The following is a 21947-nucleotide window of genomic DNA, read 5'->3' on the forward strand; positions in this document are numbered from 1 at the left end:
GCACCCGATCGGAGCCGCCCGAAAGTGGAACGACAACGGTCACCACTGCAGTCTTTGGATCTTCGTCCGATCTACGGTTCACTTCTTTGCAGGGCATCCGTCCTTGACCACACCAGGCGTTCAGGAGACGACCGCGATGGCCGGCGACCACGACCACCCGCACGACGACCACGGCAGCCACGGCAACCACGACGGCGGGCAGCAGCACACGCACGACCACGGTGATCACGGTGATCACGGCCATGGTGAGCAGAGTCACGGCGGCCACGGCCACGGTCACGGCGGTCACAGCCACTCGCACGCGGTCGCGGCCGACGCCGACCGGCGCTGGCTGACCAGCGCGCTGACCCTGATCGTCCTGTTCATGGCGGTCGAGGTGGTGGTCGGATTCGCCGCCAGTTCGCTGGCCCTGATCTCGGACGCCGCGCACATGCTCACCGACGCGGCCTCGATCGTGCTGGCCCTGATCGCGATGCGGCTGGCCGCCAAACCGGCCCGGGGCGGTTTCACCTACGGCCTCAAGCGCGCCGAGATCCTCTCCGCGCAGGCGAACGGCGTCACCCTGCTGGTGCTCTCCGCCTGGCTGGGCTACGAGGCCATCGGGCGGCTGATCTCGCCGCCCAAGGTCGAGGGCGGCCTGGTGCTGGTCACCGCGCTGGTCGGGATCGTGGTCAACCTCGCCGCCGCCTGGTGCATGTCGAAGGCCAACCGCAGCTCGCTCAACGTCGAGGGCGCCTTCCAGCACATCCTGACCGACCTCTACGCCTTCATCGCCACCGCGGTGGCCGGCGCGATCATGCTGACCACCGGCTTCAGTCGGGCCGACGCGATCGCCTCGCTGATCGTGGTGGTGCTGATGCTGCGCGCGGGCATCGGGCTGGTCCGGGACTCCGGCCGGATCTTCCTGGAGGCCGCTCCCGCCGGGGTCGACCCCGACATGCTGGCCGACCGCCTGGTCGACACCCCGCTGGTCGAGGAGATCCACGACCTGCACGTCTGGGAGATCACCTCGGGGCAGCCCGCGCTCTCCGCGCACATCCTGGTCTCCCCCGGCGGCGACTGCCACGCGGTCCGCCGCGACCTGCAGCGCCGGTTGCGCGAGGAGTACCGGATCACCCACGCCACCCTCCAGGTGGACCACGTCGGCGAGGACGAGGACCAGCAGCTGCTGCAGATCACCGACGCCGCCGACGCGCTCTCCGCCGAGCACTGCGCCGACTCGCACGGCCCGGTGCACCGCGCCGGACCGCACGCACACTAGAACGCCCCTGGCGGAATTACTCGCAGGCCTGTCACGTTCCGACGATCATGACAACTGTGCTGCGGTACGCCGCCTTCACCACCGACCCCGCCGGCGGCAACAAGGCGGGTGTGGTGCTGGACGCCACCGGTCTGACCGACCAGCGGATGCTGGCCATCGCCGCCGAACTGGGCTACTCGGAGACCGCCTTCCTCACCCCCGACCCGGCGCGCGGCGAACGCGCCTACCGGGTGCGGTACTTCGCGCCCACTCTGGAGGTGCCGTTCTGCGGCCACGCCACCATCGCCGCCGCCGTGGCGGTGGCCGACGCGAGCGGCCCGGGTGAGCTGCTCTTCGAAACCGGCGCGGGCACCGTGCCGGTGGCCGTCACCGCCGGTCCGGACGGCGTGCTGCGGGCCACCCTGACCAGCGTCGAGCCGCACGTGCTGGAGATCAGCGAGGCCGACCAGGCCGAGGCGCTGGCCCTGCTCGGCTGGACCGCCGCCGAGTTGGACCCCCAGCTGCCGACCCGCATCGCCTACGCCGGCGCCCGCCACCTGGTGCTGGCCGCCCGCACCCGGGAGCGGCTGGCCGACCTGGCCTACGACTTCGACGGTCTCGCCGCCTTCATGACGAAGCGTGACCTGATCACCCTGCAGCTGGTCTGGCGCGAGTCGGCCACCGTCTTCCACGTCCGCGACCCGTTCCCGGTCGGCGGCGTGGTGGAGGACCCGGCCACCGGCGCGGCGGCCGCCGCGTTCGGCGCCTACCTGCGCGAGCTCGGCGGGACCGGCCCGGCGGCCGAGCTGACCCTGCATCAGGGTGCCGACCTGGGCAGCCCCGGCCTGCTCGACGTCGAGCTGCGGGCGGGCGACCCGCGGGTGCGGGTATCCGGCGCGGCGGTGCGACTGCCCGACTAGGGGCCGTATGGCGGTGATTGTCGGCAGGGTGCGGGATGATCGGGCCGTGACCCTGATGCTCCTCGACACCGCCAGCCTCTACTTCCGGGCGTACTTCGGTGTGCCCGAGTCCGTGAAGTCCCCGGACGGCGTTCCGGTGAACGCCGTCCGGGGGCTGCTGGACTTCATCACCCGGCTGGTCCAGGACCACCGTCCGGACCAGTTGGTCGCCTGCATGGACGCCGACTGGCGCCCGCAGTGGCGGGTCGACCTGATCCCGACCTACAAGACCCACCGGCTCGCCGCCGAACAGCCCGAGGCGGCCGCGGGCACCGAGGGCACGGCGAACGCCGAGGAGATCCCGGACACCCTCTCCCCCCAGGTCCCGATCATCGAGCAGGTGCTGGACGCCCTCGGCATCGCCCGCGTCGGCGTCCCCGGCTACGAGGCGGACGACGTGATCGGCACCCTGGCCACCCGGGCAGCTGTCCCGGTGCGGATCGTCACCGGCGACCGCGACCTCTTCCAACTGGTCGACGACGCCCGCGGCGTCCAAGTCGTCTATCCCGTCAAGGGCGTCGGCGCCGCCCAGCTGATCGACGAGGCCGCACTGCGCGAGAAGTACGGCGTCACCGGCGCGCAGTACGCCGACATGGCCGCCCTGCGCGGCGATCCGAGCGACGGCCTGCCCGGCGTCAAGGGCATCGGTGAGAAGACGGCCGTCCAGCTCATCCACCAGTTCGGCGACCTGGCCGGTATCCGGGCCGCAGCCGCCGACCCGTTCGCCAAGCTCACCCCCGCCCGCCGCAAGAACCTCCTCGAAGCCGCCACCTACCTCGACGTGGCTCCCACCGTCGTCCGGGTCGCCACCGACCTCCCGCTGCCGGACTTCGACCCGGCGCTGCCGCAGGAACCCCTCGACCCGATGACCCTGGAGACCCTGTCCGACCGCTGGGGCCTGGGCTCCTCGCTCACCCGGCTGCTGGACACCCTCGCGCGGGCGTAGTTCCTGTCGGGCAGCCCCGCTCAGACCTGGTAGCGGCCGGGGTCGAGCAGGTGCAGGTGCTCGGCGACCCACTCGGAGGTCCGGCGCAGGCCCTCGGCCAGCTCGACCTTCGGCTGCCAGCCGGCCAGGGCCCGGGCCTTGGTGTTGTCGGAGAGCAGCCGCTCGACCTCGCTGCCGCCCGGGCGCAGCCGGGTCGGGTCCACCACGATCTCGGCCTGCCGCCCGGATGCGGCGATCAGGGCCTTGGCCAGGTCGCCGATCGAGACCTCGGTGCCGGTGCCCAGGTTGACCACCTCGCCGAGTGTGCGGTCGGCGCGGGCGATGGCGAGGAAGCCCTCGGCGGTGTCGGTGGCGAAGGTGAAGTCGCGGGTGGGGGTGACTGAGCCGAGCCGCACTTCGCTTGCTCCGGCGTGCAGTTGGGCCAGCACGGTGGGGATCACCGCGCGGGCGGACTGCCGAGGGCCGTAGGTGTTGAACGGGCGGACCACCGAGACCGGCAGCTCGAAGGCGTGCCAGTAAGAGAGTGCCGCCATGTCCGCGCCGATCTTCGAGGCGGAGTACGGCGACTGCGGCTGGAGCGGGTGCCGCTCGCTGATCGGGGCGGTGATCGCGGTGCCGTAGACCTCGCTGGTGGAGGTGTGGATCAGCCGGGCGCCGTAGCGCAGGCAGGCGGCGGCCACGTTCTGGGTGCCGACCACGTTGGTCTGCACGTACGCCTCGGGGGCCTGGTAGCTGTAGGGGATGCCGATCAGCGCGGCGAGGTGGAAGACGGTGTCGCAACCCGCCACCGCGTCCTGCACCCGCCCCGGGTCGCGGACGTCACCGGCGAGCATCTGCACGGGCTGGTCCGGGTCGGTGAGGTAGCGGGCCAGGTAGCCGCGTTCGGCGTACGGCTTGTAGTGCACCAACGCCCTTACCCGGGCGCCGCGTTCGACCAGCAGGTCGACCAGGGTGCTGCCGATGAAGCCCTCCGCGCCGGTGACGAGCACCGTACGGCCGGTCCAGTCCCGGGCGGTGGTCGAGTCGTTCATGCGATCCTCCGTGCTTCGGTGTGCGGGTTCTCGGTCGGCGCGGCCGGGTGCCACGGCGATCCGGCGGGTGGGTGGTGCGGCTGCGGGAGCCGGCCGATGGTGCGCAGGACCTTGGCGGCCAGCAGGTCGGCGGCCCGGGCGTGGCTGCCCGGTTCGGCGGCGCGGCTCATCGCGTGCAGCAGCCCCGGGTCGGCGAGCAGCGGTTCGAGGAGCTGGGCCAGCCGGTCGCCGCTGCACTCGCCGTCCGGCAGCAGCAGGCCGGCACCGGCGTCGGTGAGCACCCGGGCGTTGTGGGTCTGGTGGTCGTGCGGAGCGTGCGGGTACGGGACCAGGACGGCGGGCATCCGGGTGCTCGCCAGTTCCGCCACGGTGGCCGAGCCGGCCCGGCAGACCATCAGGTCGGCCGCCGCGTAGGCGAGGTCCATCCGGTCCAGGTAGGCCACGGCGGTGGCGGTCGGGCTGCCGTCCAGGGCCGCCCTGACCTGGTCGAGCGCGGCGGGGCCGGTCTTGACCAGCAGCCGCACGTCACTCCGGTACCACCAGCGCCGGGCCAGCTCGACGGCGGCGGCGGTCAGCCGGGCGGCGCCGAGGCTGCCGCCGTTGAACACCACCAGCCGCACGTCCTGCGGCACGCCGAGCTGCCGGCGGGCCTCGGCGCGCAGCGCGGCGCGGTCCAGGCCGGCCACCGCGCCGACCAGCGGCATGCCGACGGTCTCCGCCGCCAGGCCGGCCGGCAGGTGCGCCCTGGTGCGGTCGAAGGCGAGCGCGACGTGCGGGGTGAGCCTGACCGCGAAGCGGTTGGCCCGCCCGGGTACAGCGTTCGACTCGTGCACCACGCTGGGCAGCTTGGCGAGCCGGGCGCCGACGATCACCGGCGCGCTGGGGTAGCCGCCCATCCCGACCGCGACCTGCGCGCCCTCGGCCCGCAGGATCTCCTGGCACTGGCGGCCCGAGCGCAGCAGCGCGGCGGGCAGCAGATAGCGGCGCAGGCCGAGGGCGGCGTCGAACGGGATCATGTCCACCGTGTGCAGCCGGTAGCCGGCGGCGGGGATCAGTCTGGTCTCCAGACCGCGCTCGGTGCCCACGAACGAGATCACCGCGCTCGGGTCGGCCCGGCGCAGCGCCTCGGCCAGGGCGAGACCCGGGTAGATGTGGCCACCGGTCCCACCGGCGCCGATCACCACTGACAGGGGTTGGTTCCCGTGTTCCGTTCTCATGGCACCGCAGCCTGCGCGGCTGGATTAAGAGAGTTATCAGAGCCCGATTTGGGAGGCTTGTCCTCATGAGCAACGGACTGAGGGTGCTGGTCGTCGATGACGACCCAGAGGTGCGGGCCGCCGTGGCGGACGCCCTGGCGGTCGAGGGCTACGCCGTGCGCGGAGCCGCCGACGGGCTGGCGGCACTGAGCGAGCTGGCCGACTGGCAGCCGGACGCCATGGTCCTGGACCTGATGATGCCGGTACTCGACGGCCTCGCGGTCTGCCGGCGGCTGCGGGCGCTGGGCGACCGCACCCCGATCCTGGTGCTGACCGCCCGCGACTCGGTGAGCGACCGGGTCGACGGGCTGGACGCGGGCGCCGACGACTACCTGGTCAAGCCGTTCGCCCTCGACGAGCTGACCGCCCGGCTGCGCGCGCTGCTGCGCCGCACCGCCCCCGCCGGGGACGACCTCGGCACCAGGTTCGCCGACCTGACGGTGGACCCGCTGACCCGCACCGGCAGCCGCGGCGGCCGGTCACTGGAGTTCTCCCGGACCGAGTTCGCCCTGCTCGAGGTGCTGCTGCGGCACCCCGGGCAGGTCCTGCCACGCGAGCTAATCATGGAGCTGGTCTGGGGCGGCGACTTCGGCCCGGATTCCAACTCGCTCGCGGTGTACGTCAGTTACCTGCGCCGCAAGCTGGAGGCCGGCGGCGAGCCGCGACTGGTGCACACCGTGCACGGCGTGGGCTACCGGCTGGGCGAGCAGTGAGGGCGCACGCGCGCTGGCGCCGCCGCCGGCCGCTGCGCACCCGGCTGGCGCTGGCCTGCACGGCCGCGGTCGCGCTGGTCGCCCTCGGGGTCTGCGCGGCGGCCTTCTCCATCGTCCGCTACGAACTCCTGCACCAGCTCAACCTGAGCCTGACCCAGCAGTCCACCGCGATCCAGCAGGAGTACCGCAACCAGCCACCGCAGACCATCCGCGGCGAGTGCGGCTTCCTGGCCGCCCCGGCCTGCACCCAGATCGTGCCGGCCGACCCCGCCAAGGACCCGTCGACCCCCTACCTGCTGCCGGTCACCGGGGCCACCCGCCAGGTGGCCGCCGGACAGCGCGCCGGCTACTACTCCGACATCACCATCAGCGGCCACCCGGCCCGGATGCTGACCACGCCGATGGGCGCCGCGCCACCCGGCACGCACCAGGCCGTGCAGGTCGCGCTGCGCTCGGACGCCGCCGAGGACGGCGTGCGCCAGGCCGGCGAGTTGATGGTCGCGGTGGCCGCGGCGGGCGTGCTGCTGGCCGCGGCCCTCGGCTACACGGTCGCCCGCACCGGCCTGATGCCGATCACCCGGCTGACCACGACCGCCGAGCGGATCGCCACCACCCGCGACGCCGGCCTGCGGATCGAGCTGCCCCCGGGCCGCCGGGAGGACGAACTGACCCGGCTGGCCGCCAGTTTCAACACCATGCTGGGCGAGCTGGAGCAGTCGGTCGCCGCCCAGCGGCGACTGGTCGCCGACGCCTCCCACGAGTTGCGCACCCCGCTCACCGCGCTGCGCACCAACGCCGAACTGCTCGCCCGGGTGGACCGCCTGACGCCTGCTCAGCAGGACCGCGCGGCAACGGCGTTGCAGCGCCAGCTGCGCGAGGTGACCGGATTGGTGAACGACCTGATCGAGCTGGCCCGCGACGAGGAGCCGCAACCCCTGATCGAGCAGGTGCACTTCGGCGCCGTGGTCACCCACTGCGTGGCCGCCGCCCGGGACCACTGGCCCGCGATCGCCTTCTCGCTGCTCGACCAGGCGGGCGAGCACACCGTCGCTGGTGTTCCGGCCCGGCTGGCCCGGCTGGTCACCAACCTGTTGGACAACGCCGCGAAGTTCAGCCCGCCCGGCGGCGAGGTCGAGGTCGTGCTGACGGCCGACCTGCGGCTCACCGTGCGCGACCACGGCCCCGGCATCGCGCCAGAGGACCTCCCGCACGTCTTCGACCGCTTCTACCGCGCCTCCGCGGCCCGGGCGCTGCCCGGCTCCGGCCTCGGCCTGGCGATGGCCCGGCAGATCGCGCACGCCCACGGCGCCGTCCTGACCGCCGAACCGGCCCCCGGCGGCGGGGCGCTCTTCCGGCTGGTCCTGCCCGCGCCGGGCTGAGCACCGCGACCGGCGGAGCCGCCCGTTGTAGCATCACGTGGCGGCGCCGAGGCCGCCGTCCTCCAGGAAGAGCAGCAGCATGAGCACCGCCGACTGGCAGACGATCCGCCAACTCGTGGCCTGGCTCGACCAGGCCAACGGCACCGGTCCGCACGAGCGGGCGATGCGGGTGATGAAGCTGACCGAGGAGGCCGGCGAGGTGGTGCAGGCGTACATCGGCCTGCAGGGCCAGAACCCGCGCAAGGGCGTGACGCACACGGAGCAGCAGGTGGCGGACGAGCTGTGCGACGTGATCGTGACCGCGATGGTCGCGCTGCACGGGTTCACGCCGGACCCCGAGCAGCATCTGGCCGGCAAGATCCGGAGCATCCACGAACGCTCCCTCGCCCACGCCAGGGAGCTGCCGGGGGCCGTCACCGACCAGCCGTGACGGCCGCGTCAGCCGGTTCAGCCGGCCATCAGCCACAGTTCCCGCACGCTGTTGCTGGTGAACGAGGCGATCGGCGTCGGCGCCGCCGCCCGCCCGGCGAGCCGCAGGCCAGGGAAGCGGGCGAAGAGCGTGCGCAGCGCCGTCTCGGCCTCCAGCCGGGCCAGGCCAGCACCCAGGCAGAAGTGCGGGCCGTGGCCGAAGGAGAGGTGGCGGACCGGCCCGCGATCGGCGTCGAAGGTGTCGGCGTCCGCGAAGTGGCCGCCGTCGCGCCCGGCCGCCGCGTAGGAGGCGAGCAACGCCTCGCCGCGCCGGATCAGCACGTCGCCGACCGCTATGTCCTCGATCGCGTAGCGCAGCGGGAACTGGCCGACCGGGGAGTCGTGGCGCAGCGTCTCCTCCACCACGGCCGACCAGTCGACCTCGCCCGCCGTCACCCGGGCCCGCAGCGCCGGGTCGGCGAGCAGCGCCCGGACCGCGTTGGTGATCAGGTTGAGCGTGGTCTCGTGGCCGGCCACCAGCGTCAGCATCAGCGTGGCGACCACCTCCTGCTCGCTCAGCGCGTCGTTCGACTCGCGGGCCGCGATCAGCGCGCTGGTCAGGTCGTCCCCGGGCTGCTCGCGCTTGCGGGCGGCCAGCGAGCCGAGCAGCGCGAACAGGGCCTGCTGGGCGGCGAGCGCCCGGCCGGGCTCGGCCGAGCTGCTGATCAGGGTGTCGCACAGCTCGTGCAGGGTGTCCTGGTCGGCCGGCGGCAGGCCGAGCAGCTCGCCGATCACCTGCATCGGCAGCGGGTAGGCGAAGGCGGCGCGCAGCTCGAACTCGCCGCCCCGGGAGTCGCCCGGCTCGCCTCCCGGTTCACCGCCCAGATCGCCGCCCAGTTCGGCGAGCAGCCGTTCGGCCAGCGCCTCGATCCGCGGTCGCAGGACTTCGACCCGACGGGGCGTCAGGGCCTGCCCGACCAGGGCGCGCAGCCGCCGGTGCTCGGTGCCGTCCGTGGTGATCATGCCGGGCACGTTGACGAAGCCGATCAGCGGCCAGTCGGCCGGCACCCGGCCCTCGGCGTACTGGCTCCAGTGCCGCGGGTCCTTGCCCACCCGGGGGTCGGCCAGCAGGTCCTGCAGCGCCTGATGGTGCGTCACCGCCCAGGCCGGTACGCCGCCCGGCAGCTCCACCAGGGCCACCGGCCCCAGGGCGCGCAGCCGGGCGTTCTCCTGGTGCTGCGCCTGGCCGAACACGTCGAGCGGGATGGCGGTCAGCGTCTCGGAGGTCTCCATGCGCGCACCATACGTGCGGTGCGCGGGGCTGACCAGAGGGCCCGCGCATGCTGCCGGGCGGGCCGCGGACGCGCCGGCGGCGCCGGTCATCCGACCGGCGCCGCTTGCGTGTTGACCGCGTCAGGGTGACCGCGTCAGGGCGTTGTCCCCGTCACGGCGTTGACCGCGTCAGGCCACCGAGGAGTACGCGATGATCCCGCGCCGCAGCGCCTCCACCGCCTTGCGGGCGGTGGCGCGCAGCTTGGCGTCCTCACCGGCCGCGTCCTGGATCTGGCCGAGCACGTCGATCAGTTGCTTGGTCCAGCGCACGAAGTCGCCGGCCGGCATCTCGGCGTCGCGCAGCACCGCGTCCAGGCTGTGGCCCAGCGCCCAGCGGTAGGCGACCCAGGCGAAGCCCAGGTCGGGTTCGCGCTGGCCGACGCCCTCGGCGGTGTTGATCCGGTGCTGCTCCTCCAGCGCGTCCAGGTGGCCCCAGATCCGGACCATCCGGCCCAGCGCCTCCTTGGCGCCGCCCTCCGGCAGCCGGGGCGTGGCCGCGTCGTCGGCCTGCCGGGACTCGTAGACCAACGCCGAGGCGCAGGCGGCGAGTTCGGCGGCGGCCAGGTCCTGCCAGACGCCCTCGCGGATGCACTCGGAGGCGAGCAGGTCGAGCTCGCCGTAGAGCCGGCCGAGCCGCTTGCCGTCGTCGGTCACGGTGTCGCCGACCAGGTAGCCGAGGTCGGTGAGCAGCCCGCAGACCCGGTCGAAGGTGCGCGCGATGGTGTGGGTGCGCGAGCGCATCTTGCGGGACAGCTGCTCGGTGTCGCGGTGCAGCCGCTGGTAGCGCTCGGCCCAGCGGGCGTGGTTCTCCCGGTCGTCGCAGCCGTGGCAGGGGTGCTGGCGCAGATCGGTGCGCAGCCGGGCGATCTGCGGGTCGTCGGCGGCGGCGGCCCGGCCCTTGCGGAAGCGCTCGGGCTCCAGGTGGCCGGCCTTGGTCCGCAGCGCCGAGGCCAGGTCGCGGCGGGACTGCGGGCTGCGCGGGTTGAAGGACTTGGGGATCTTCACCCGCTCGATGGCGACCACCGGATACGGGAAGTCGATCATCGCCAGCCGCTTGACCTGCCGCTCGGCGGTGAGCACCACCGGGCGCGGGCCGTCCTGATAGTCGGGGTGGCGGGTGCTGCCGCGCCCGTTGCGGCTGACCGGCGGCAGCCCCGGGTCGATGACCAGCGCCAGCCCGGCGAACTTCCCGGTCGGCACGTGGATCACGTCGCCCGGCTTCAGCGCCTCGATCGACTCGACCGCCGCCGCCCGGCGCTGGCTGGTGCCCTCGCGGGCCAGCTCGTTCTCCCGGTCCTTCAGCTCCCGGCGCAGCTCCATGTACTCCTGGAAGTCGCCGAGGTGACAGGTCATCGCCTCGCGGTAGCCGTCCAGGCCCTCCTCGTTGCGCTGCACCTGCCGGGAGATGCCGACCACCGAGCGGTCCGCCTGGAACTGCGCGAAGGAGGTCTCCAGGAGTTCGCGCGAGCGGTGCCGCCCGAACTGGCCGACCAGGTTGACGGCCATGTTGTAGGAGGGCTTGAAGGAGGAGCGCAGCGGGTAGGTGCGGGTGCCCGCCAGCCCGGCCAGTGCCTCCGGGTCCAGGCCGCGCTGCCAGAGCACCACCGCGTGGCCCTCGATGTCGATGCCGCGCCGCCCGGCCCGGCCGGTGAGCTGGGTGTACTCACCGGGGGTGATGTCGGCGTGCATCTCGCCGTTCCACTTGACCAGCTTCTCCAGCACCACCGAACGGGCCGGCATGTTGATGCCCAGCGCCAGCGTCTCGGTCGCGAAGACGGCCTTGACCAGGCCCTTCAGGAAGAGCTCCTCGACCACCTCCTTGAACCGGGGCAGCATGCCGGCGTGGTGCGCGGCCACCCCGCGCTCCAGCGCGTCCAGCCACTCGAAGTAGCCGAGCACGTGCAGGTCCTCGTCGGGGATCGCGGCGCAGCGGTCCTCCACGATGGCCCGCACCTGCATCCGCTCCTGCTCGGTGTTGAGCCGCAGCCCGGAGCCGAGCACCTGCTGGACGGCGGCCTCGCAGCCCGCCCGGCTGAAGATGAAGGTGATCGCGGGCAGCAGGCCCTCGGCGTCCAGCCGGTCGATCACGTCGACCCGGCCCGGGGTCCAGACCCGCCCGGGGCGACCGGTCGAGATCGATCGGCCGCGCCCGCGCCCGGCGAAGCGCGGGTTGCGGTCGGCCTCGCTGCGGGCGAGGCGGACCAGCTCGGGGTTGACCGCCTTGGCCGGGTTCTTCTGGCTGAACTTGGGGCGGCCGTCCACGTCCGGGTCGGAGAACAGGTCGTACATCCGGTTGCCGGCCATGACGTGCTGCCAGAGCGGCACCGGGCGGTGCTCGGAGACGATCACCTTGACGCCGCCGCGCACGGTGTCCAGCCAGTCGCCGAACTCCTCGGCGTTGGAGACGGTGGCGGAGAGCGAGACCAGGGTGACGGACTCGGGCAGGTGGATGATCACCTCCTCCCAGACCGCGCCGCGGAACCGGTCGGCGAGGTAGTGCACCTCGTCCATCACCACGTAGCCGAGGCCGTCCAGGGTGTGCGAGTTCGCGTAGAGCATGTTGCGCAGCACCTCGGTGGTCATCACCACCACGGGCGCGTCGCCGTTGACCGAGTTGTCGCCGGTCAGCAGGCCGACCTTGGCGGCGCCGTAGCGCTTGACCAGGTCGGCGTACTTCTGGTTCGACAGGGCCTTGATCGGGGTGGTGTAGAAGCACTTGCGGCCGGCCGCCAGGGCCAGGTGGACCGCGAACTCGCCCACGATGGTCTTGCCGGAGCCGGTCGGTGCGGCGACCAGGACGCCCTGGCCCTCCTCCAGCGTCCGGCAGGCCTCCAGCTGGAACTCGTCGAGCGGGAAGTCGTACAGCTCCCGGAAGCCGTACAGGGCGGTGGCCTGCTCCTTGGCACGGCGGCGGGAGGCCGCGTACGCCTCGGCGGGGCTCATCGCGTCGTCATCGGACAGGGCGCTGCTCATCGGCGTCACCTCTTCTTCCCGTGTAGTGGGTCGCAGACGGTGACGCCTGCGGCTGCGGCCCGGCTCCGCGGCGCTGGGCCGAACGGGGCGCGCAACTGGTCTGGTCGGTGTGGTGTTCCAGCATCTCAGCCTGAGATTACCCGGCAGGGCTGACATTGATCGCACCCTTTTCCCGACCTTGCTCGATCACTCGTGGTCCTGATCGATCAAGTACGACTCCCTTCGTTCAGCTGTGATCATTCGTCAACCGAGCGTTGCCGCCATCCCTACAGTCGCTCCCAGAGATCGGCACAGAGACCTGGTCACCCGGAGGGGCACAGACATGGCGAACGTGGACACCTCGCTCAAGGAAGCGATCGGCATCGAGGGCGCGATCGGCGTCGCCCTGGTCGACTACGGCAGCGGGATGGCGCTCGGCGCGCTGGGCGACAGCCCCGAGCTGGACCTGAACGTGGCGGCGGCGGGCAACACCGACGTGGTGCGGGCCAAGATGCGCACCATGGAGATGCTCAATCTGCACGACAACGAGATCGAGGACATCCTGATCACGCTGAGCAACCAGTACCACCTGATCCGGCCGCTGACCCGGCCGGGCGGCCGCGGGCTCTTCCTCTACCTGGCGCTCACCCGCAACCGCTCCAACCTGGCGATGGCCCGCCACCAGCTCAAGATGATCGAGGCAGCCCTGGAGATCTGAGCAGTTCGGCGAGGCCGGCCGCGAGCTTCTCGTACTCCTCGGCGCGGTTGTAGACCTGCGCGCTGATCCGCAGCACCCCGCCGCCCGCCCACGGCCGCACCGCGACCCGCGCGCCCAGCCGCTCCCGGATCGCGCCCATCAGCGCCCGCGTCGCCGGTTCGTCCTCGGCCACCGTGGCGGGCAGCCGCACCGCCCGCATCGCCAGGCCCGCACCGCCCGGCAGCGGCGGCAGTCCGGCCAGCTCGGTGAGCAGCCGCTGCCCGTAGCGGGCCAGTCGCGCGTTGTGCTCGCGCACCCGGTCCGCCCCCAGCCCGTCCAGCACCCGCAGCCCGGTGGGGGCGGCCAGCCACCCGGTGTAGTCGGCGGTGCCGCGCCACTCGACGTTGAACGGGAAGCCGCGCTCGTGCTCCCAGGAGTAGGTCAGCGGCCGGACCCGCTCGCGCCAGGCCTCGCTGACCGCGAGGACGGCGGTGGGCCGGGGCGCGAAGGCCCACTTGTGCAGGTTGCCGAACCAGAAGTCGGGCCAGTAGGTATCAGGCCGGTAGGTATCGGGCCGGTAGGTATCGGGCCCGCTGCGGTCGGGGCGCCGGAGGTCGGCCCCGCCGACTTCCCGGTCGGGCGGGAGCATTCCGGGGGCGTGCGCGGCGTCCACCATGGTCACCACCCCCTGCGCGGCGAGCGCCCGCAGCAGCGCCGGCGTGGCGATCTCGCGGGCGGTGGGCGAGGTGATCCGGTCCAGCAGCGCCACCCTGGTGCGCCCGGTGACGGCCGCGAGCACGGCGGGGGCCGGGTCCGCCTGCTCCAGCGGCAGCCGGACCAGCCGCACGGTGGCACCGCACTCGGCGGCCCGGCGCTCGGCGGCCCGGGTGACCACGCCGTAGCCGTGGTCGGTCACCAGGATCTCGTCACCGGGCCGGAACGGGACGCTGTCCAGCGCCACCGCGACGGCCTCGGTCACGTTGCCCAGCAGCGCCAGCCCGGCCGGATCGGCGCCCAGCACCGGGGCGATCACGGTACGGGCCGCCGCGACCCGCTCGGGCAGCGCGAGGAAGAAGCCGTCCGGGTCGGCCTCCTGTTCGATCCGGAACGCCTCCTGGGCGGCACGGACCGGGCTCGGCACGGCGCCGTAGGAGCCGTGGTTGAGGTGCGCGAGCGCGGGGTCGAGCGCGAACAGCTCGGCGGCACCGGGGATGGGGGCGGGGGCGTCCGCCGCGGTCGGGTCGGCGGACAGGTCGGCGGACAGGTCAGCGGTCGGCTCGGCGGTCGGGTTGGTGGTCGGCTCAGCGGTCGGGTTGGCGGTCACCGGATCACCCTCGCCCGGGAAGGTCGCCCGGCACAAGGGTCAGCAGGCCGCCGCGCGGCACCGTGACCACCAGTTCCGCACCGGGCACGGCCACCGTCGCCGCCGCCACGGTGCCGCCCGCGCAGTCCTGGACCAGCAGCCGCACCGGGCCCGGCGGCCGGTCGAACTCCAGCCGCACCAGCGGATCGGGGTCGGCGTTGGCCACCAGCAGCAGCCGCCAGGCACCGGTGACGGCGATCGGCACCGGCGCGTACCGCCCGAAGGCGAGTTCACCGCCGCGGTCGGCCGCCAGCAGCGGGTAGCCCAACTCGGGCCGGTGCGGCCGGAACCCGCCGCGCTGCAGCAGCTCCACGTGCTCGCGCATCACCGAGAGCCAGAACCGCAGCACCGCCAACTGCTCGTCACGCTGCGCGCCGAGGTCCACCGAGACCTGGACGGTGGCGAAGAGCACCGACTGGAGCAGCACCGCGATCTCCACCGGCTGCTCGTCCGGATGCCAGGTGAGCGGGTCGGCGTGCACCGCCAACGGCCCGGCGGTGAGCCGTAGATCGGCGGTGCGCACCCGGTTCTCCACCGCGTTGTGCGGGCAGTCGGTGGCCCGCACCATGGTCGCGTACGGCCACAGCCCCGGCCCCACGTACGGCTGGCGGTGCTCGATCAGCAGCCCGGGGCGCGGCCCGCGCAGCCGCGCGTCCAGGTCGGCCAGCAGCGCCCCCAGGCCCTGGGCGACCGCCGCCCGGTCGGTGGCGTACCGGGCGAAGGTGTCGATGAAATCGATCTTCAGTCCGTCCGCGCCGTAGACCTCGACCAGGGCCGCCAACCGCTCGATCAGGTGCGCGCGCACCTCGGGGTCGGCCGGGTCGAGCACCGAGGTCTCCAGCTCCTCCAGGTAGGCCAGCCGCCGGTCGGCGAACCGCTGCCCGGCCGCGCTGCGCTCACCGGCGAAGGGCAGCGCGACCCAGAGCAGGTAGGCCAGGCCGAGCTCGCGCACCCGGGCCAGGTGCGCGGCGAAGTCCGGGAACGGACCTGGCGCCGGCTGCCAGTCGCCGGTGGTGGCGTAGGAACGCGTGGTCTCGTCGGTCTGCCAGCCGTCGTCGACGATCATCGCGCCGAACCCCAGCGGAGCGGCGAGCGCGGCCAGCCGCTCGACCTCGGCGGCGGTGATCTCCAGGTGGCGGACGTACCAGGTGCAGAAGACCGGCTCGAACGCGGCCTCGGGCACCGGCGACCGGCTGCCACCCCACCACTGGACCATCTCAGCTATCGTGTCGGCGAAGTGACGTCCCGTCAGATCAAGCCGCAGGCGCAGCGGAGCACCGTCCACCTGGTGCTCCACCCACCAGACGAACTCGCCGGTCTCCTCCACCGCCCCCTCGCCGATGGTCACCGGCAGCAGCAACTCACCGACCGCGAAGGTGCACAGCGCCGCGTCACCGGCGCCGATCAGGCTGCCGATCGGCGCCCCGGCGGCCAGGTCGGCCACCCGGGGCTTGCTCCAGGAGGGCGGCAGCCAGCGGGAGTCGGTGTGCGGACGCCACAGGCCGGTGGCGCCGACGCTCGGCAGCCGCCACTCGACCCGCACCCGGGCGGCCCGCTCGCCGACCGGCTCGGCCTCGACCAGCAGCAGCCGCTCGCCGCCGCCGACCCGCACCGCCACGTCCGGTGCCCCGATCGCGGTCACCCGCAGCCGCAACCCCGGTACCCCGGTGGTCAGTTCCCGCACACTCTCGGTGCGCCCCGAGCTCGGCGCACTGCCGTCCCAGTTCAGAGGGGACACAACTCTCGCCTTTCCATGGTGGTTCCCGGTCGGACGGGGCCCTCGACAGGTTCCCCGCCCCGCCCGACCGGGGGTCTAGGGCGCCGCGTTCTCGGGGAAGTGGCAGGCCACGTCCGCGCGGCCGGGTCCCGCCAGCCGCAGCAGCGGCGCCTCGGTGCGGCAGATCGACTGCGCCTTCGGGCAGCGCGGGTGGAAGGTGCAGCCGCTGGGCGGGTCGGCCGGGCTCGGCGGGTCGCCGAGCAGCACGATCCGCTCCCGGGCCCGCTCGGCCGCCGGGTCCGGCAGCGGCACGGCGGAGAGCAGCGCCTTGGTGTAGGGGTGCGCGGGGTCGCCGTACACCTGGGCTTTGTCGCCGATCTCGACGATCCGGCCCAGGTACATCACCGCGACCCGGTGGCTGATGTGCTTGACCACCGCCAGGTCGTGGGCGATGAACAGGTACGCCACCCCCAACTCCCGCTGCAGCCGCTCCAGCAGGCCGACGATCTGGGCCTGGATCGAGACGTCCAGCGCCGAGACCGGCTCGTCGGCGACCACCAGCGCGGGCCGGGTGGCCAGCGCCCGGGCGATCCCGATCCGCTGCGCCTGGCCGCCGGAGAACTGGAACGGATAGCGGTCCAGGTGCTCGGGGGCCAGGCCCACCAGCCCTACCAGGTCCCGTACTTCGCGCCGGATCCGGTCCGCCGCCATCCCCTGCGCGCGCAGCGGCGCCGAAATGATCTGCTGGACCGTCTGCCGCGGGTTCAGCGAGGCGAACGGGTCCTGGAAGATGATCTGCAGCTTGCCGCGCAGCGGGCGCAGCGCGCGCTGTCCGAGCCGGGTGATGTCCTGTCCCTGGAACTCGACCTGACCACCCGTCGGATCGAGCAGGCGCACCAGCATCCGCCCGGTGGTGGACTTGCCGCAGCCCGACTCGCCGACCAGACCGAGCGTCTCGCCCGCCCGCACCTGGAAGCCGATCCCGTCCACCGCCCTGACCCCGGGCCGCCGGTGCAGCCCGTCCCGGCCGCCCGGGAAGGTCATCCTCAAGTCCCTTACAGTGAGCACCGGATCCGTCATGCCGCCACCTCCGAGTGGACGCAGGCGCTGCGGTGGCCGTCGGGGGCCACCTGGAGCAGCGGGGGCAGGGCGTCGGTGCAGGCGGGCCGCGGATCGGCCGCGTACCGCGGGCAGCGCGGGTGGAAGGCGCAGCCGCGCGGCGGCGCCAGCAGCGAGGGCGGTGAGCCCGGAATGGCCCGCAACGCCTGCTCCTCGCTGCCGTCCAGGCGCGGCAGCGAGTCCAGCAGGCCCTGGGTGTAGGGGTGCCGGGGCGCGCCGAAGAGCGCCTCGGCACCCGCCTGTTCGACCGCCGAGCCGCCGTACATCACCAGCACCTGGTCGGCCACCCGGGCGATCACCCCGAGGTCGTGGGTGATCATGATGATCCCCAGTCCCCGCTCGTCCTTGAGCCTCATCAGCAGGTCGAGCACCTGGGCCTGGACGGTGACGTCCAGGGCGGTGGTCGGCTCGTCGGCGATGATCAGCTCGGGCTCGCAGGAGAGCGCGAGCGCGATCATCGCGCGCTGGCGCATGCCGCCGGAGAACTGGTGCGGGTACTCCCGCGCCCGGCGGGCCGGTTCGGGGATCCCGACGTCGCCGAGCACCTCCACCGCGCGGGCCCGGGCGACCTTGCGGCTGGAGCCGAAGTGCTCCCGGTGCGCCTCGGCGATCTGGTCGCCGACGGTGAAGTACGGGTGCAGGGCGGTGAGCGCGTCCTGGAAGATCATCGCCATCCGCCGGCCGCGCAGCCGGCGCAGCGTCTCCTCGGGGGCGCCGATCAGCTCGGTGCCGTCGAAGTCGACCGAGCCGGTGACCTCGGCCCCTCGGTGCAGGCCCATCACGGCCAGCGAGGTGACCGACTTGCCGGAGCCCGACTCGCCGACGATTCCCAGGGTGCGGCCGCGCTCCACGTCGAAGTCGACGCCCTTGACCGCGCGCACCAGCCCTTCGGCGGTGTTGAACTCGACCGCGAGGTCGCGGACCTGAAGCAGCGTCACGAAAGCCTCGCTCTCGGGTCGATCCAGGCGTAGAGCAGGTCCACGACCAGATTGGAAGTGACGATGAAGAAGGAGGCCAGCAGCGTGATGCCCATCACCACCGGCTGGTCCGCCTTGTGCAGGGAGTCGGCGAAGAGCTTGCCGACGCCCGGCAAGCTGAACAGCGTCTCGGTGATCATCGCGCCGGCCAGCAGCGAGCCCAGGTCCATGCCGAGCATGGTGGCCACCGCCGTCAGCGCCGGGCGCAGCCCGTGCTTGCCGACCACCCTGCGCTCGCGCAGCCCCTTGGCCCGCGCGGTGCGCACGAACGGCTCGGCGAGCGTCTCGATCACCGAACTTCGGGTCATCCGGGCGTACATCGCCGCGGTGGCCAGCGCCAGGGTGATCCACGGCAGGATCAGGTTCTGCACCCAGCCCACCGGATCGGAGCCGAAGGCGACATAGCTCGGGAAGGGCAGCCAGCCGAGCAGCACGACCACCACGTAGAGCAGGATCATCGCGGTGAAGTAGACCGGCACCGCGGCCGCACCGATGGTGGCGACCATCAGGGTGCGGTCTACCCAGCTGTTCTTGCGCAGCGCGGAGATCACGCCGACGCCCAGGCCCAGCAGCACCCAGACCACGGCCGCGCCGATCGCCAGCGAGACGCTGGTGGGCAGCCGGTTCATGATCAGGCTCCAGACCGGCGCCCCGCTCTGGAAGGAGTACCCGAAGCACGGGAAGCCGCAGTGCACCGCGTACTGCCCGGTGCCCATGGTGCGGCCGGCGAAGATGGCCAGCACGTAGCGGGCGAACTGCACCACCAGCGGGGCGTTCAGGCCCATCTGCTGGCGCACCTCGGCGACCCGGTCGGGCGGGCAGTCCTTGCCGCAGAACATCACCGCCGGGTCGGTGGGCAGCAGGTAGAAGATGACGAAGGTGACCGCGCAGATCACCAGCAGGGTGGCCACGATGCCCAGCAGTCGACGGATCAGGTAGCCGATCATCCGCGCCCGCCCTTCGGGTCCAGGGCGTCGCGCAGCGCGTCGCCGAGCAGGGTGAAGGCCAGCACCAGCAGGAAGAGGCAGGCGCACGGCAGCACGAAGAACATCGGGTCGACCTTGTAGTAGAGCACCGAGTCGGAGATCATCTGGCCCCAGGAGGGGGTCGGCGGGCGGACCCCGACGCCCAGGTAGGTCAGGCCGGCCTCGGCGCCGATCAGGTTCGGGATGGCCAGCGTCAGGTAGACGATGACGGTGCCGGTCAGGTTGGGCAGGATCTCGGTGAGCAGGATCCGGGCGCTGCCGGTGCCGCTGGCGCGGGCCGCCTCGATGTACTCGCGGTGCCGCAGCGAGATGGTCTGGCCGCGGATCACCCGGGCGATGTAGGGCCAGGTGAAGAGGGTCATCACCAGGATCAGCAGCAGCACCCGGTTGGCGTTCTGCACCACCGAGAGCAGCGCGATCATGAAGATCAGGCTCGGGAAGGACATCATGATGTCCATGAACCGGCTGATCACCGCGTCCACCCGGCCGCCGAAGTAGCCGGCCGTGCTGCCGAGCAGCACGCCGATCACGGTGATCAGCACGGCGGCGCTGAAGGCGACCAGCAGGCTGACCCGGGCGCCGTAGAGCAGCCGGGCGAAGATGTCGCGGCCGAGCATCGGCTCGACACCCAGCCAGTGCGAGGGGCTCATCCCGCCCAGGCTGCCGCGCGGCAGCCCGCCGAGGTAGGGGTCGATGGCGTTCTCGTCGGTGGCGGCCGGGCCGTGGCCGCTGATCGCGGTGAGCACCGGGGCCAGCAGCGCGGCCAGCACGAAGAAGGCGATCAGGCCCAGGCCGAACAGCGCGGCCTTGTCACGGCGCAGTCGGCGCCAGGTCAACTTCCATGGGGAGAGGCGTTCCTGAGTGTCCGTCAGTTCAACCGGTCCGTCAGTGCGGAGTGCGGCGGTCATCCGTGGGAACCCCGTCTCACTTCAACGACTTGAGGCCGACGGTGGCGTAGTCGATCTGCGCCGACCAGACCGGTGCGCCGAACGCCCCGGCGATGTTGGAGCCGACCAGCAGCGGCTTCTTCTGCCAGGCGAGCGGGATGGCGGGCGCCTCGTCCATGATCTTGGCGTCCAGCGCCTGCCAGGCCTGGTTGGCCGCGTTGACGTCGGTCAGGCCGGCGATCCGGTCCATCTCGGCGTCCACCGACGGGTCGGTGAAGCGGGTGATGTTGCCCTGGTTGCCGACGTCGCTGATGATCCGGCTGTCGAACATCATCGGCAGGAAGGTGGCGGCCGACGGATAGTCGGGGCACCAACCCGCCAGCGAGAGACCGGTCTGGGTGTTCTTGTTGCCTTCCACCGAGTAGGCGACCGAGGGGTCCACCGCGTTGATGGTGACGTTGATGCCGACCCGCTTGAGCGAGGCCTGCAGCGACTCGGCGCGCTGCTCCTCGGTGTTGGCCACGGTCAGGGTGGTGGAGAAGCCGCCCGGCGAACCACCGGCCGCCAGGTACTGCTTGGCCTTGTCCAGGTCGCCGCCCGGCGGGATCTTGAAGTGGTCCACCGAGGAGCCGCCGGTGAGCTCCGGCGGCAGGTAGGTGGTGGCGATGTCGGCCAGCGCCGGGCCGCCGGCGGCCGCCTGGTAGGCGCTCTTGTCGACCGCGTACTCGACCGCGAGCCGCAGGTTCTGGTTGTTGAACGGCGGCTTGCTGGTGTCCATGTCCAGCAGCGCGTCGCAGTTGGAGTTCTCGCTGACCAGGCGGGACCTGACCGTCGGATCGGTGATCACGCTGCTGACCTTGGACGGGTCGAGGTCCGCGTAGGAGATGGCGTCCTGGTCCTCGTTCTGGTCGGCGATCATCCGGTCGGCGACGTTGGTGGAGCTCAGCGTCTGGTCCACCACGATCTTGTCGGGGTAGGCCTTGCGGACCGGGTCGGTGGCCGCGTCCCAGTACGGGTTGCGCACCAGCACCAGTTGCTTGCCCCGGTCGTAACTCTGGATCTTGTAAGGCCCGGACGAGAACGGGTGGTTGGCGTAGTTGACGCCGGTGTCCTTGGCGATCGGCACCGGCGCGAAGGTGGGCAGCGTGACGGTGTAGCCGAACTCGGCCACCGGGCGCTTGAGATGGAAGATGATGGTCTTGGCGTCCGGCACCTCGATCGCCGAGGGGCCCAGGCGCTGGCCGTGCAGCGGCCCCTGGTAGTCGGCGGGCGCGTTGAGGTACATCTTGGCGTAGTCCGGGCCGCCGGGCAGATCCGGCGAGAACGAGCGCTCCACGTTGTACTTGATGTCGTCGGCGACGATCGGCGAGCCGTCCTCGTACTTGAGGCCGTCCTTGAGGTGGAAGGTCCAGGTCCGGTCGCCGTCGCTCGGCTCGCCCAGGTCGGTGGCCAGGTCCGGGACGATCTGCAGGCCGCCCGAGCCCGGTTCGGCCTTGAAGGTGGTCAGCGTGCGGTAGAGGTAGCGGATGCCGAAGTCCATCTCCGGCTCGACCCAGTTGCGGGTCGGGTCGAGGTCGGAGAAGTCCTGGTCGGCCAGCACGTGCAGGGTGCCGCCGCGCACCGGGGTGCCGCCGACGATGCCGTCGCCCGCCGTGGTGAGGCTCTTCTCGTCCGCACCGGAACCGCTTCCGGTGCTCGAACAGGCCCCGAGGGCAAGGGTGAGGGTCGCCGCTATCGCTGCCGCGAGGGCGGCGTGGGTACGCCTGGTCATGTGCTCTCCGCAGGGGGTACTGGCGCACTGTGTGGGTGGCGCGATGGCGGCCGGGGCGTTGGGGCTGGCCTCGTCCGAGGTGTGACGAGTAACATAGTAATGTGAAATTGCACAGGCAAGGGGTTGACCGTCCCGTTACCCAGATGTGTCCGAACGGGGCGTCAACCTCCGTTCACCGCAACGAGATCAGCGCAGCTCGGCGCCCCTGAGACCG

At 72.5% G+C, this 21947-nt stretch carries 18 protein-coding genes; 7 read left to right on the forward strand and 11 right to left on the reverse strand.

Annotation, left to right across the window (positions count from 1 at the left end):
* Window positions 1–136: 136 nt before the first annotated feature.
* The 3 genes from OG403_RS07890 to OG403_RS07900 are packed head-to-tail and all read left to right on the forward strand — an operon-like array spanning window position 137 to window position 3145.
* Window positions 137–1261, forward strand: coding sequence for a cation diffusion facilitator family transporter (locus tag OG403_RS07890; protein WP_329562604.1), 1125 nt, complete (start codon window positions 137–139; stop codon window positions 1259–1261).
* 47 nt (window positions 1262–1308) lie between these two features.
* Window positions 1309–2160 carry a PhzF family phenazine biosynthesis protein gene (locus tag OG403_RS07895; RefSeq protein ID WP_329562606.1) on the forward strand — a complete coding sequence of 284 codons (852 nt, stop codon included), beginning with the start codon at window positions 1309–1311 and terminating at the stop codon, window positions 2158–2160.
* A gap of 55 nt (window positions 2161–2215) precedes the next feature.
* Complete coding sequence (locus OG403_RS07900; RefSeq protein ID WP_329572173.1) at window positions 2216–3145, forward strand: 5'-3' exonuclease; 930 nt, start codon at window positions 2216–2218, stop codon at window positions 3143–3145.
* A 20-nt stretch (window positions 3146–3165) separates the two neighbouring features.
* Here OG403_RS07900 and OG403_RS07905 read toward each other — a convergent pair whose 3' ends face one another.
* Window positions 3166–4176, reverse strand: a complete 1011-nt coding sequence (locus OG403_RS07905; RefSeq protein ID WP_329562608.1) for an SDR family NAD(P)-dependent oxidoreductase — start codon at window positions 4174–4176, stop codon at window positions 3166–3168.
* Window positions 4173–5393 carry a UDP-N-acetylglucosamine--N-acetylmuramyl-(pentapeptide) pyrophosphoryl-undecaprenol N-acetylglucosamine transferase gene (locus tag OG403_RS07910; protein WP_329562609.1) on the reverse strand — a complete coding sequence of 407 codons (1221 nt, stop codon included), beginning with the start codon at window positions 5391–5393 and terminating at the stop codon, window positions 4173–4175. Before OG403_RS07910 ends, OG403_RS07905 begins: the two co-directional genes overlap by 4 nt.
* Before the next feature lie 65 nt (window positions 5394–5458).
* On the opposite strand from OG403_RS07910, the gene OG403_RS07915 reads away from it, so the two are divergent.
* The 3 genes from OG403_RS07915 (at window position 5459) to OG403_RS07925 (ending at window position 7954) form a co-directional block, all read left to right on the forward strand.
* On the forward strand, window positions 5459–6145 hold the full coding sequence (locus OG403_RS07915; protein ID WP_329562611.1) for a response regulator transcription factor: 687 nt from the start codon (window positions 5459–5461) through the stop codon (window positions 6143–6145).
* On the forward strand, window positions 6142–7524 hold the full coding sequence (locus OG403_RS07920; RefSeq protein ID WP_329562613.1) for a sensor histidine kinase: 1383 nt from the start codon (window positions 6142–6144) through the stop codon (window positions 7522–7524). Before OG403_RS07915 ends, OG403_RS07920 begins: the two co-directional genes overlap by 4 nt.
* A gap of 79 nt (window positions 7525–7603) precedes the next feature.
* On the forward strand, window positions 7604–7954 hold the full coding sequence (locus OG403_RS07925) for a MazG-like family protein (RefSeq protein WP_329562614.1): 351 nt from the start codon (window positions 7604–7606) through the stop codon (window positions 7952–7954).
* Between the two features lie 17 nt (window positions 7955–7971).
* On the opposite strand, the gene OG403_RS07930 is transcribed toward OG403_RS07925, so the two are convergent.
* Together OG403_RS07930 and OG403_RS07935 are read right to left on the reverse strand one after the other, a co-directional pair.
* Entirely contained in the window at window positions 7972–9225 is a 1254-nt protein-coding gene (locus tag OG403_RS07930; protein WP_329562615.1) for a cytochrome P450 family protein, read from the reverse strand.
* Window positions 9226–9393: 168 nt separating this feature from the next.
* On the reverse strand, window positions 9394–12237 hold the full coding sequence (locus tag OG403_RS07935) for a DEAD/DEAH box helicase (protein ID WP_329562617.1): 2844 nt from the start codon (window positions 12235–12237) through the stop codon (window positions 9394–9396).
* A gap of 322 nt (window positions 12238–12559) precedes the next feature.
* Between OG403_RS07935 and OG403_RS07940 the strand changes: the two genes are divergently transcribed.
* Complete coding sequence (locus OG403_RS07940) at window positions 12560–12934, forward strand: hypothetical protein (protein WP_329562619.1); 375 nt, start codon at window positions 12560–12562, stop codon at window positions 12932–12934.
* On the opposite strand, the gene OG403_RS07945 is transcribed toward OG403_RS07940, so the two are convergent.
* The 7 genes from OG403_RS07945 to OG403_RS07975 form a co-directional block, all read right to left on the reverse strand.
* The gene (locus tag OG403_RS07945; protein WP_329562621.1) at window positions 12903–14237 is read right to left on the reverse strand and encodes an aminotransferase class V-fold PLP-dependent enzyme; all 1335 of its coding nucleotides are present in this window, start codon (window positions 14235–14237) and stop codon (window positions 12903–12905) included. The genes OG403_RS07940 and OG403_RS07945 overlap by 32 nt on opposite strands.
* Window positions 14238–14241: 4 nt before the next feature.
* A complete protein-coding gene (locus tag OG403_RS07950; protein ID WP_329562623.1) occupies window positions 14242–16014 on the reverse strand; it encodes a glycoside hydrolase family 36 protein in 1773 nt (590 codons plus the stop codon).
* Window positions 16015–16089: 75 nt separating this feature from the next.
* Window positions 16090–17073: an ABC transporter ATP-binding protein gene (locus OG403_RS07955; RefSeq protein WP_329562625.1), complete on the reverse strand. Its 984-nt coding sequence runs from the start codon at window positions 17071–17073 to the stop codon at window positions 16090–16092.
* Window positions 17070–18050: an ABC transporter ATP-binding protein gene (locus tag OG403_RS07960; protein WP_329562626.1), complete on the reverse strand. Its 981-nt coding sequence runs from the start codon at window positions 18048–18050 to the stop codon at window positions 17070–17072. The genes OG403_RS07955 and OG403_RS07960 overlap by 4 nt, the downstream gene beginning before the upstream one ends.
* Entirely contained in the window at window positions 18047–19036 is a 990-nt protein-coding gene (locus OG403_RS07965; RefSeq protein ID WP_329562628.1) for an ABC transporter permease, read from the reverse strand. Before OG403_RS07965 ends, OG403_RS07960 begins: the two co-directional genes overlap by 4 nt.
* On the reverse strand, window positions 19033–19983 hold the full coding sequence (locus tag OG403_RS07970; RefSeq protein ID WP_329562630.1) for an ABC transporter permease: 951 nt from the start codon (window positions 19981–19983) through the stop codon (window positions 19033–19035). Before OG403_RS07970 ends, OG403_RS07965 begins: the two co-directional genes overlap by 4 nt.
* A gap of 16 nt (window positions 19984–19999) precedes the next feature.
* Entirely contained in the window at window positions 20000–21733 is a 1734-nt protein-coding gene (locus OG403_RS07975) for an ABC transporter substrate-binding protein (protein WP_329562631.1), read from the reverse strand.
* Between the last annotated feature and the right edge of the window lie 214 nt (window positions 21734–21947).

Origin of the sequence: Kitasatospora sp. NBC_01266 (genome assembly GCF_036242395.1) — a bacterium.
In the GTDB taxonomy this organism is placed as follows: Bacteria; Actinomycetota; Actinomycetes; order Streptomycetales; family Streptomycetaceae; genus Kitasatospora.